Origin of the sequence: Micromonospora sp. DT201, assembly GCF_049841575.1 — a bacterium.
GTDB lineage: Bacteria > Actinomycetota > Actinomycetes > Mycobacteriales > Micromonosporaceae > Micromonospora.
Map to the genome: position 1 here is coordinate 17,256 of NZ_JBNCKP010000041.1, position 11,593 is coordinate 28,848.

The 11,593-nt window shown below is 71.1% G+C and carries 10 protein-coding genes; 5 read left to right on the forward strand and 5 right to left on the reverse strand.

Annotation, left to right across the window (positions count from 1 at the left end; genetic code table 11):
- Positions 1-33 precede the first annotated feature (33 nt).
- Both ACLQ28_RS33965 and ACLQ28_RS33970 read right to left on the reverse strand, forming a co-directional pair.
- Positions 34-915, reverse strand: a complete 882-nt coding sequence (locus ACLQ28_RS33965) for a transglycosylase SLT domain-containing protein (protein WP_425690346.1) — start codon at positions 913-915, stop codon at positions 34-36.
- A gap of 35 nt (positions 916-950) precedes the next feature.
- A complete protein-coding gene (locus ACLQ28_RS33970) occupies positions 951-2,369 on the reverse strand; it encodes a DedA family protein (protein WP_425690347.1) in 1,419 nt (472 codons plus the stop codon).
- Between the two features lie 135 nt (positions 2,370-2,504).
- Between ACLQ28_RS33970 and typA the strand changes: the two genes are divergently transcribed.
- Together typA and ACLQ28_RS33980 are read left to right on the forward strand one after the other, a co-directional pair.
- Complete coding sequence (typA, locus tag ACLQ28_RS33975) at positions 2,505-4,373, forward strand: translational GTPase TypA (RefSeq protein WP_425690348.1); 1,869 nt, start codon at positions 2,505-2,507, stop codon at positions 4,371-4,373.
- 119 nt (positions 4,374-4,492) lie between these two features.
- Complete coding sequence (locus tag ACLQ28_RS33980) at positions 4,493-5,347, forward strand: serine hydrolase (RefSeq protein ID WP_425690349.1); 855 nt, start codon at positions 4,493-4,495, stop codon at positions 5,345-5,347.
- Between the two features lie 162 nt (positions 5,348-5,509).
- On the opposite strand, the gene ACLQ28_RS33985 is transcribed toward ACLQ28_RS33980, so the two are convergent.
- Positions 5,510-6,307: a tyrosine-protein phosphatase gene (locus tag ACLQ28_RS33985; RefSeq protein ID WP_425690350.1), complete on the reverse strand. Its 798-nt coding sequence runs from the start codon at positions 6,305-6,307 to the stop codon at positions 5,510-5,512.
- A 43-nt stretch (positions 6,308-6,350) separates the two neighbouring features.
- Here ACLQ28_RS33985 and ACLQ28_RS33990 point away from each other — a divergent pair, with 43 nt between their 5' ends.
- Positions 6,351-7,448: a mandelate racemase/muconate lactonizing enzyme family protein gene (locus ACLQ28_RS33990; protein ID WP_425690351.1), complete on the forward strand. Its 1,098-nt coding sequence runs from the start codon at positions 6,351-6,353 to the stop codon at positions 7,446-7,448.
- A 60-nt stretch (positions 7,449-7,508) separates the two neighbouring features.
- Positions 7,509-8,429 carry an NlpC/P60 family protein gene (locus ACLQ28_RS33995; RefSeq protein WP_425690352.1) on the forward strand — a complete coding sequence of 307 codons (921 nt, stop codon included), beginning with the start codon at positions 7,509-7,511 and terminating at the stop codon, positions 8,427-8,429.
- Between the two features lie 37 nt (positions 8,430-8,466).
- Here the strand turns inward: ACLQ28_RS33995 and ACLQ28_RS34000 are convergent, their stop codons facing one another.
- Positions 8,467-9,465, reverse strand: coding sequence for a TerC family protein (locus tag ACLQ28_RS34000; RefSeq protein ID WP_425690353.1), 999 nt, complete (start codon positions 9,463-9,465; stop codon positions 8,467-8,469).
- Positions 9,466-9,863: 398 nt separating this feature from the next.
- Here ACLQ28_RS34000 and ACLQ28_RS34005 point away from each other — a divergent pair, with 398 nt between their 5' ends.
- The gene (locus tag ACLQ28_RS34005; RefSeq protein WP_425690354.1) at positions 9,864-10,157 is read left to right on the forward strand and encodes an antibiotic biosynthesis monooxygenase family protein; all 294 of its coding nucleotides are present in this window, start codon (positions 9,864-9,866) and stop codon (positions 10,155-10,157) included.
- A 147-nt stretch (positions 10,158-10,304) separates the two neighbouring features.
- Here ACLQ28_RS34005 and ACLQ28_RS34010 read toward each other — a convergent pair whose 3' ends face one another.
- Positions 10,305-11,162: a helix-turn-helix domain-containing protein gene (locus tag ACLQ28_RS34010; protein ID WP_425690355.1), complete on the reverse strand. Its 858-nt coding sequence runs from the start codon at positions 11,160-11,162 to the stop codon at positions 10,305-10,307.
- Positions 11,163-11,593 lie beyond the last annotated feature (431 nt).

The following is an 11,593-nucleotide window of genomic DNA, read 5'->3' on the forward strand; positions in this document are numbered from 1 at the left end:
GGCCGTGGCGACATCGTCACCGCCCCGTCGAGGTCAGTACTCCAGGCAGACGCACTCGCTCATCAGCGCCCGCACGTTGCGCACGTACGACGGGTTGGGGATGACCAGTGGCTCCCCTTCCTGTGCCACCGCCCCATGCCCGAAGTTGTACGCGGCGATGACCGCGTTGAGCAGGCAGGAGTCCAGCTCGGCGGTGCACAGGCCCGGGTCGAGGCGGAAGTCGGAGTCGAAGTACATCTCGCCGATGTATTTGGTCGCCCAGGCCAGATAGGTGGCGCCGAGGTAGGCGTTGTCCCGGTAGTCGTCGATCTTGTAGCTCTTCTCGAACCGCTGATTCATCCAGGTCGCGGTGGCCGGCATCACCTGCATCAACCCAACACCGCCGTCGCAGGCGTAGATGTTGGACTGCCAGCCGCTCTCCTGCCACGCGGTGGCCTTGAGCAGACTGAGCGGGATCTTGATGTCCGGCGCGGAGACCGGCCAGTAGACGCGGCCGGCCGCGTCTGTCAACGCGGCCTTCGCCTCCGCCCGGGTCGCCTGGGTGCCCTTGTAACTCGGCTTGCAGGAACTCGGCGCTGGCTTCGGCGGGGCTGGCGGGACCTTGGTCTCGGTGGGCGGCTTCGCCACCGCGAGCGGCTTCGGCGCCGTGCGGGTCGGCTTCTTCGTCGGCTTCGAGCTTGGGGTCGGGGACGCACGACGGCTCGGCGCGGCACCCATCGCCTCCACGGCGCTCACCGACGGGCTCGGCTCCGCGGTGACCTCATCGGTGGGGGCATCCGTCGGCGCATCGGTGGCCGCGACCGGAGCGGTCAGGTCCTGCGGGCTCTCCCCCTTGGCGGCGCAGGCAACCAGCGCGCTCGCCAGCAGGAGCCCGGCGAGCACCGCAGCGCCCCGCCGGCCGGTCCGTCGAACCATGCCGATGCCTCCCCCGGTGTGATTGTCGTCGCACCCTAGCAAGGTTCCACCGGGCGGCGGTGCCCCTGCGACGGCGGTCGGGCCTGATCAACTGGGTGACCCCGATCCCCCACCGCCCGGTCCCGGGTGGCCCAGGCGACGATGAACACCACAGTCCAGAGCACCCCGAGCAGCACCGCCGCAGCGGTCCCGCTCGCCGTCTCCAAGCCGAGGTAGAGCCGCGCGCCGCCGATCCCGAGCACCCCCGCGGCGGCGGCCGTCCAGGCGGCCACCGCCACCGGCCAGCGGGCGCTGCGCGACACCAGCCAGGCCAGGGTGCAGAAACTCGCCGCGACCACGGCGTTCTGAGTCGAGAGCGGGGTGGCTTCGCCGCCGCCAGGTGCGGTGCCGTGCGGCCCGGTCACCTCGGCCACCACAGCCAGCACCACAAGCGGCACGAACGCACCCACCGTGCCGACCACGCTGAGCAGGTCCGCGCGCCAGGGGCGGTTGCGCCACGCCAGCACCGCGGCCACCAACGCCACCAACACGATCAAAACCCACCCTCGTACCACCGACACCACGAGCATCGTGGCGTCGGCGGCGTCGGGGGTACGCCGGGCGGCGAACCAGCCCGCGATGGCGTCGTCCAGGGTGGCCAACCCACTGTTGCGGATCGCCAGGCCGAGCAGACCGGCGATGGCGAGCCCGGCGGCGAAGAGCAGCAGGAGCCCAGCGGCCAGATTGAGCAGCAGCGTCCAGGCCGGCCCGATCCGCATGGCCACCAGGAAGAACAGCACACCGTAGCGGGCTGTGAGCCAGCGCACCGGGGGCAGCGCCCCCGCCCGGGACAGCAGCGCGCGTGCCGGGTCGGGGTTGCGACCCAGCCACCGACCGGCGAGCACCACTCCCAACAGGCCGGCCAGCAGCACCAGCGCCGCGCCGGTGGCCCGCCCGAGGAGCCGGGAGACCGTGTCGTACGACTCACCGGCGAGGTGACCCAGCAGGATCGAGCCGCCCACCCAGGTCACCACCCCGGCCAGGTTCCAGAGTGCGAACCGCCGGTACGGCATGCCCGCCGCACCTGCCAGCCGGGGCACCAGGGTGCGGGCGAAGGCCACCCAACGGGCAGCGAGCACGCCCCGCCCACCGAGCCTGGCCAGCATGGCGTCGGCCCGGCCCCATCTCTCGGGCCCGACCCGGTGACCCAGCCCGGCACGCAGCCGGGGCCCGTAGCGTCGTCCGGCGCGGAAGGCCAGCCCATCACCAACGACCGCCGCGACGATCATCGCCAACAACGCCGGCCCGAGCCGCAAGGTACCGTTGTAGGTGAGGAAGCCGACCAGCAGCAGGGTAGCCTCACCCGGCACGAGCAGGCCGAAGATCACCGCGGTCTCGCCCGCCACGATCAGCGCGGCGACCAGGTAGATCCACAGAACGGGCAGACCCTGCACCCAGGTCAGCAGGTCATGCACTCTCAGGCCCCCGGAACACGGGAGTCAGCATGCCAGCCGGGGCAACGACCGGGACAGCAGTTTCACCATAGATCAGGGGCACCTGGGGGTGACCCCGACGCAGCCTGCGCGAGCGCAGGCGGAAGGATAGAGGGTATGCAGCTTCGCACCGACCTCCGCAACGTCGCCATCATCGCTCACGTCGACCACGGCAAGACCACCCTGGTCGACGCCATGTTGCGGCAGGCCGGCGCGTACGGCGCACGCGGCGAGAACACCGAGCGGGTGATGGACTCCGGTGACCTGGAACGGGAGAAGGGCATCACCATCCTGGCCAAGAACACCGGCGTGCGCTACCTGCCGGCGGACGGCTCCGACCCGGTCACCATCAACATCATCGACACCCCCGGCCACGCCGACTTCGGTGGCGAGGTGGAGCGCGGCCTGACCATGGTCGACGGCGTCGTGTTGCTCGTCGACGCCAGCGAGGGCCCGCTGCCGCAGACCCGCTTCGTCCTGCGTAAGGCGCTGCGGGCACGGATGCCGATCATCCTGGTGATCAACAAGGTGGACCGCCCCGATGCCCGGATCAAGGAGGTCGTGGACGACACCTACGAGCTCTTCCTCGACCTGGACGCCGACGAGGAGCAGATCGACTTCCCGATCGTCTACGCCTGCGCCCGCGACGGCATCGCCTCGCTGACCCAGCCCGCCGACGGCTCGGTGCCGGACGACAGCACCTCCCTGGAGCCGCTGTTCCGCACCCTGCTGGACACCATCCCGGCACCCGCGTACGAGGACAACGCGCCGTTGCAGGCGCACGTCACCAACCTCGACGCGTCGCCGTTCCTCGGCCGACTGGCGCTGTGCCGGGTCCGCCAGGGCACCATCAGCAAGGGCCAGACGGTGGCCTGGTGCCGCACCGACGGCAGCACCCAGCGGGTCCGCATCTCCGAGATGCTGATGACCGAGGGCCTGGAGCGTAAGCCGGCCGAGACGGCCGGTCCGGGTGACATCATCGCCGTCGCCGGCATCCCCGAGATCATGATCGGTGAGACCCTGGCGGACGCGGAGAACCCGGTCGCGCTGCCGCTGATCACGGTCGACGAGCCGGCCATCTCGATGACCATCGGCACCAACACCTCGCCGCTGGTCGGCCGGGTCAAGGGCGCCAAGGTCACCGCCCGGATGGTCAAGGACCGGCTCGACAAGGAGCTGATCGGCAACGTGTCGCTGCGGGTGCTGCCCACCGAGCGACCGGACGCCTGGGAGGTGCAGGGTCGCGGTGAGCTGGCGCTGGCCATCCTGGTCGAGCAGATGCGCCGCGAGAGCTACGAGCTGACCGTCGGCAAGCCGCAGGTGGTCACCCGCGTGATCGACGGCAAGACCTGCGAGCCGGTCGAGCGGCTGACCATCGACTCCCCCGAGGAGTACCTGGGCGCGATCACCCAGCTGCTGGCGACCCGCAAGGGCCGGATGGAGCAGCTGGTCAACCACGGCACCGGCTGGATCCGGATGGAGTGGCTCGTCCCGGCGCGCGGCCTGATCGGCTTCCGCACCGAGTTCCTCACCGACACCCGGGGCACCGGCATCCTGCACCACGTCTTCGAGTCCTACGAGCCGTGGTTCGGCGAGCTGCGTACCCGCAACAACGGCTCCCTGGTCGCCGACCGGGCCGGCGCGGTCACCGCCTTCGCGATGATCAACCTGCAGGAGCGCGGCCAGCTCTTCGTCGAGCCGACCACCGAGGTGTACGAGGGCATGATCGTCGGGGAGAACTCCCGCTCCGACGACATGGACGTCAACATCACCAAGGAGAAGAAGCTCACCAACATGCGGGCGTCGACCTCCGACGAGACCGAGAAGCTGGTCCCGCCGCGCAAGCTCTCCCTGGAGCAGGCGCTGGAGTTCTGCCGCGAGGACGAGTGCGTCGAGGTCACCCCGGCCACGGTGCGCATCCGCAAGGTGGTGCTCGACCAGCAGCTGCGGGGCCGGGCCGCCGCCCGCCGCAAGCACGCCGGCTGATCACACCAGCACCCGACACCGGGCGCGTCGGCCGCTTGCGGCCGGCGCGCCCGTCTGCTTCCGGCAGGGGTACGCGGGCCGGTCCGACCGTCCGCCGCTGATCCGCTACGGTCACCGGCATGACCTGGGATGATCTCGACGCCCACCTGGACGGGGTGCCCGGCACCGTCTCGGCGTACGTGGGCCGGCTCGACGCGCCACCGACCTGGACCCGCCACGCGGACGCCGCCCACTACGCCGCGAGCACCATGAAGGTGGCGGTGCTCGCCGCGCTGCACCGCGCCACCGAGGCCGGCACGCTGGACCTGGACGCCCCGGTCCCGATCATCAACGAATTCGACTCCGCCCAGTCCGGCGCGCCACGGTTCTCCTGCGCGCAGCCGTACGACAACGACGACGCCGTCTGGGACCGGCTGGGTGGTACGGCACCGCTGCGCTGGCTGGCCGACCGGATGATCGTGCGCTCCAGCAATCTGGCCACCAACCTGGTCATCGGGCACGTCGGGCTGCCCGCGGTGGCCGAGGTGTGGGCGCTCGCCGGGGCCCGCAACAGCGTCACGGGCCGGGGCATCGAGGACTTCGCCGCCCGCGACGCCGGCATCACCAACGTGGTCACCGCCGCCGACCTGGCCGCCCTGCTCGGCGCGCTGGCCTCCGGGGCCCGCTCCCCCGGCAAGCTCGCCTCGCCAGCCGCCTGCTCGGCCATGCTGGACGTCCTCCTCGCTCAGGAGCACCGCGAGGACCTGGCGGCCGGTCTGCCCGAGGGCACCCGCATCGCGCACAAGAACGGTTGGGTACGCGGTGTGCGGCACGGCGCCGGCGTGGTGCTGCCCGACGACGCCCCGCCGTACCTGATCGCCGTCTGCACCACCACCGACCCGGCCGACGGCACCTCCGACGAGGACGAGGACGACGCCTGCCTGCTGATCGCGCACATCTCGGCCCAGGTCTGGGCCGCACGCCACCAGCTCTGACCCGCACGAGCCGGCTCCGGCCAGGCTGCACGCGTCGTACACCGCCGGCCAGGCTGCACGCGTCGTACACCGCCGGCCAGGCTGCACGCGTCCACGCCGCCGGCTAGGCGCTGATCGTCATCGGCTGGGCCGCCCACGCCGGCACACCGCCGGGCGCACCTGTCATTCCAGCAACTGCGCCCGCAACGCCGTGAGGTTCTCGTCGGTGAGCCCGAGGCCGTCGCGCAGGTACGCGTCGAACGAGCCGTGCACCCGGCGTACCTCGTCGTAGGCGGCGTCGAGATACTCGTCGCGGACCTCCAGCACCGGCAGCACCGCGTCGACGTCCAGGTCGGGTTGCCGCCGTCGCATCGCCTCGACGATCACCGCGCGCAGACTGTCGGTCAGCGCGTTGTTGCGCAGGTAGTCGGAGCGGATCGCCGCCTCGTCCACCCCGAGCGCCGTCAACAGGATGACGGTGAGCCAACCGGTGCGGTCCTTGCCGGCGGAGCAGTGGTAGAGCAACGGCAGGTTCTCCGGCTGGGCGGCCAGCCGCACCGCCTCGGCGAAGCCGACCCGAGCCGACTCGCCGGTGACGAACCACCGATAGATCGCCGCCATCGCCTCCGCCGTGCCCTGCCGGGCCAGCTCCGCGTACGCGTCGAGGTCGTGGCCGAGCAGCACCGCTGACACGTACGTGAAGACCGGGTGTTCCGGGTCGTGCACCGGGAGGGGCACCACCCGGGGTTCACCGACAAGCCGGTCCGCCGGGGCGACCGCGGTCTCGGAGGAGTCGCGCAGGTCCAGCACGCATGCCGGGCCCAGCTTCGCGAGCACCGCCAGGTCCTCGTCCGTCAGCCGACCCAACGCCGGAGTGCGGATCAGCTGCCCGACGCGGACCCGCCGCCCGTCGGCACCAGTGAGCCCGCCCAGGTCCCGTGCGTTCGGTGCACCCACCAACTCCCAGCCCTGCCCGGTCATCCGGTCTCCCCTCCCGCCGTGTGCCTGCGTATAGGGTGCCCCAATGACGATCTCGGCGGTACGCACCCACCGGGTTTCCGCCCCCTTACACACCCCATTCGTGACCGCACTGCGTCGAACGACCACAGTGGAGACTCTGATCGTCGAACTGGTCGACGCGGACGGGCGGTCCGGCTTCGGCGAGGCGCCCCAGGTCTGGCAGGTGACCGGCGCGTCGGTGGCGGGCGCACAGGCGTTCGTACGCGAACTGCTCGGCCCACAGTTGATCGGTCGTGACCCGGACGACCTGGTGGCCCGTTGCACCGAAGTGCAGCGCGCTGCGGCCGGCAACGAGGCTGCGAAGGCAGCGGTGGACGTCGCCCTGCACGATCTCGCCGCCCGACGGTTGGGCGTACCCCTGGTGCGGTTGCTCGGGGGCACCGCGCTGCGGGTGCCCACGGACGTCACGCTGGCGGCGGGCGACGCGGTGGACCTGGCGGCGGCCGCGCGGCAGCGGCAGGCCGACGGGTTCGGCGTACTCAAGTTGAAGGTCGGCACCGACGCGGCCGGCGACCTGGACCGGGTGCGGGCCGTCCGCGCGGCCGTCGGTCCCGGGGCCCGGATTCGGCTCGACGCCAATCAGGGCTGGACGCCCCGGGAGGCGGTCCGGGTGATTCGTGGCATCGAGGACGCCGGGCTGGACGTGGAGCTTGTCGAGCAGCCGGTGGCCCGCTGGGATCTGGACGGGCTGGCCTGGGTCAGCGACCGGGTGTCCGTGCCGATCCTGGCCGACGAGGCGGTCTTCGGGGTCCGTGACCTGGTGGAGGTGATCCGCCGTCGGGCCGCCGACCTGGTCAACGTCAAGCTGGCAAAGTGTGGCGGGCTGCAGCCGGCGCGTACCCTCCTCGAGCTGGCCACCGCCCACGGGCTGGGCACGGTGGTCGGTTCGATGATGGAGAGCCAGGTCGGTATCGGGGCGGCGGCGAGCCTGGTCGCCGCGTATGGCACCACCGCGGTCGCCGACCTGGACGCCGCCTGGTGGCTGGCCTGGTCGCCGGTGCAGGGCGGGATACGCTACGACGGGGCGACCGTGGTGCTGCCGGATGCCCCTGGCCTGGGCATCTCGGGGCTTGCTGAAGCAAAGGTGCAGCCCCATGGTTGATGATCGTTTGTTTCTTTCATAGGGTTCCCCTGGACAGCCGACACGATCTGGGGGGTTGACGTGGAGCTGCAACCGGGCCGTGAGGCCGTCGTCCGGGTCGCGGTGGCAACACTGTGGACCTCCCCCGAGGCGGTCCGTCCGGTCGACCGCCCGGCGCTGACCGCCGGAGCCGACATCCCGGCCTGGGTCTCCGGTCTGAACACCGACCAGCAGGTCGGCGACTGCGTGCTGAGCCAACTCCTACTCGGCGAGCGGGTCCTCGTCAGCGAGCTGCGCCCCGACGGCTGGGCTCGGGTCGTCGCCGTGGAGCAACCAGCAGCCAAGCTGGACCCGCGCGGCTACCCGGGCTGGCTCCCCGCCGACCAGCTGACCACGGTCGACCCGGCCACCGGCACCGACCACCCACTGGTGGTGGACGCCACCGTCACCGAACTGCACGCCTCCCCGAGCGGCCCGGTGGTGCTGCCCGGCGTGGTCGTCGGCACCCGCCTGGTCTCGGCCGGCCCCGCACGCGACGGCTGGCGGCCGGTGCACGTCCCCGGGCGGCCCACGCCGCTCTGGCTGCTCGACAACCACCTGGCCCCGGCCTCGGCCACGTCGCCGGTCGCCGAGCAGGCGCTCGCCGTGGCGCAGCGGCTGCTGGATGTGGTCTACATCTGGGGCGGCCTCTCCGCGCACGGCATCGACTGCTCGGGGCTGGTGCACCTGGCGTGGCGGCGATTCGGGGTGCTGCTACCCCGCGACGCCGACGACCAGGCAGTAGCCACCACGCCGCTGGCGTTGGGTGCGGAACGCCCCGGTGATCTCTACTTCTTCGCCCGGCCCGGCCGCAAGATCCACCACATCGGCATCGTCACCGCCACGGCCAGCAACGACGGCCAGCGGCGGATGCTGCACGCCTGCTACCGGCGGCGGCGGGTCATCGAGGAGCCGCTGCCCGCCGAACGGACCGCCACCCTGGTCGGTGCGCACCGGGTCTGACCGGCCGGGCGCGCATCCGCACCCGGCCGGTGCCCAGTCAGCGTCGGGCGTCGGCTAACTCGCGGCGCCGGTCCCGGGAGGACTTGATCAGGCTGGCAGCGGTGGCGACACCCAGGGTGCCGATGATGACCAGCAGCGACAGCCAGATCGGGATGTGCGGCGCCCAGCCAACGTGCTCGCCACCGTTGACGAACGGCAGGTTGTTGTCGGCCAACGCCTCCAGCACCAACTTGACCCCGATGAAGCCGAGCACGACGGCCAGGCCGTAGCTCAGATAGATCAGCCGGTCCAGCAGGCCACCGAGCAGGAAGTAGAGCTGCCGAAGGCCCATCAGCGCGAAGACGTTCGCGGTGAAGACCAGGTACGGCTCCTGCGTGATGCCGAAGATCGCCGGGATCGAGTCCAGAGCGAAGATCAGGTCGGTGGTGCCGATCGCGATCATCACGATCAGCATCGGGGTGAACAGTCGCCGGCCGGTCGTCTGGGTGGTGAGCTTCGCGCCGTCGTACTCCTTGGAGATCGGCAGCGCCTTGCGGCTCCACCGGATCAGCACGTTCTCGGAGAACTCGTCCTCGTCCGGCTCACCCTGCCGGGCCAGGTTGACCGCGGTGTAGATCAGGAACGCACCGAAGATGTAGAAGACCCAGGAGAACTGCGTGATCAGCGCCGCACCGGCGGCGATGAACCCACCGCGCATCACCAGCGCCAGCACGATACCGACGAGCAGCACCTTCTGCTGGTACTGCCGGGGCACGCCGAAGCGGGCCATGATGATCACGAAGACGAAGAGGTTGTCCACCGAGAGGCTGTACTCGGTGAGCCAGCCTGTGTAGAACTGCCCGGCCGGACTCGCGCCCGAGGTCAACCAGACACCGGCCCCGAAGAGCAGCGCAAGCCCGACGTAGAAGGCGACCCAGAGGCTCGACTCTCGCACACTCGGCTCGTGCGGGCGCCGACCGATAATCAACAGGTCGACAACCAGGACCGCAGTCAGTGCGACAAGCGTCCCCGCCCACACCAATCCGGACACGTCCAACGTTCATTCCTCCGGCAGACACGCGGCGTCGGGCACACCGTACGCCCCTGCGGGGCCCGGCGTGCCGCTGTCGCTCACTCTGGTGACTGTCGGAGGTCTCTTCCGCCGCCACCCCGCACCGGGGCGGCGACCTACGGGGCCGGGTCGGGCCGCCGTGGTTCCGGCGATCGACCGTGCTGACGACTCCGTTGCGGGGGAATACTCCCCTCCTCGGTGACCATTGTTGCCCACCACGCCCCGTGATCACACCCCGGGCAGCCGGTGGCGCTGACCACCCGCTGGCGGGGAACAAGGCATGCGCCACACCCGCTGGGCCGTCCTAGGAGGCTAGTGCAAGCCGACGGCAAACAGCCCCCCGCGTCGCCGCCGACCCTGCCCGTCGTGGGAAGCTCTCCGACATGGTGCTTGAGGTCGCGCTCATCGACGTACTACCCGGACACGAAGACGCGTTCGCCGCCGCGTACGCCGAGGGTCACCCCGTGCTCGCCGGAGCAACCGGCTGCCGGTCGGTGCGGATGACCCGGGGAATCGAGTCTCCGACCCGCTTCGTGCTGCTTGTCGAATGGGACTCGGTCGAGGCACACGAGGACAACTTCCGGGCCACCGACCGGTTCGAGCAGTGGCGGGCGTTGATCGGGCCGCACTTCGCCGGGCCGCCCGTGGTCGAGCACTTCCTCGACGTACCAGCCTGATCCGACGCTCGGGCCTGATCCGACGTACCGGCCTGCGTGACACTGTCGTACCCGACGGTTACCGTGCCCTGCGCACGCGCTGGCCGCCGGTCCCGACGGGCTCGGGGGCGCCGGGCCCGGTGGCCGCGCGGCGCGCCGCCCTGTGCCCTACTCGCCTGCGCGGCGGGCCAGCGCGGTGACCGTCTCCTCCGCTGACAGTGCGGCCGTCAGCAACGCCTCGGTCATCCGCTCGTAGCGGTCGACGTCGGGCACCGTGGCCAACCGGACGTCGGTGGTCAACGCCTCGAGCATCACCGTCCGCGGGTCCGCCGGGTCGGGAAAGGCATAGCAGGAATACGGAGTGAGCGGGTGCAACCCGCCACCAGCCGCCCCACGGGGCAGCAGCCGCACCGTGACATGGGACAGCCCGGTCAGGGTGACCAGGTGCCGAAGTTGTTCACGCCAGACCGCCACCGGCAGGTCACCCGGGTCGCAGACGGCCGCGGCGAGCACCGCCGTGTACCGCGGTGGGTAGGCCCGCCTCAGCACCTCCTGCCGCAGCGCCCGGGCGCGCACCTCGGCCTCCACATCAACCTCGGGCGTGAGCCGGGCGCCGGCCGCGACCAGGACCCTGGCGTACGCGGGCGTCTGGAGCAGCCCCGGCACGACCGTCGGCTGGTACTCGGCGATGTCCGCGGCACCCGCCTCCAACTCGGCGTAGGTGCGCTGCCGTTCGCTCATCTCGCCCAGCGTCTTCCACCAGCCTCGGCTGGTCGCCGCGTCCCGAGCGATCACGATGAGCGCGTCCCGGGCAGGCGTTGGCACCTTGTAGATGTCCAGCAGATCGAGCACATCGGCGAGGTCCGGGCGGCTCTGGCCCAGCTCGATGCGGGACAGTTTCGACGTCGAGGCCCAGCCCAGCCGGTCGCAGACCTGTTCCAGGGTCAGCGCCTCGCGCCGACGTAGTTGGCGCAACTCTGCGCCGAGACGTACACGTCGAATGACAGGACTTGTTGGCAGCGGCATCCCGGCCTCCCCATCGAGGGAGACTACGCAGGACGATCACCCAGTGCAATAGATTGCTCGCTCACCGCAATCAGGTCATTCGGCGCGGGCCTGGCCGAGCCCCCGGGCCAGCCATGCCGTGCCGGACTCAGGGCCGGCCTCACTGGACTCAGGGCCGGCCGGCCTGACGGCCCGCACACCTCAGCTCGGGGGCTGCAGGGCAGTGCCGGGTACAACGACCCCGGCCGGCCTCGATCTCACCACCACGGGGACCCCAGCCACCGGATAAACCACCCAGACGGAACCAACCCGACGACCTTGCGCTCCCCCTAGTGGATGATCCACTCCGCTTCGCCGATGTGGCGGTATCCCCGAGCTTGGGCTCAAGTGGTTGTTGCAACGGGGTGGATTCTCGTCAGGATGAGGGGTCATGCCGGGGCAGAGGTTGTCGT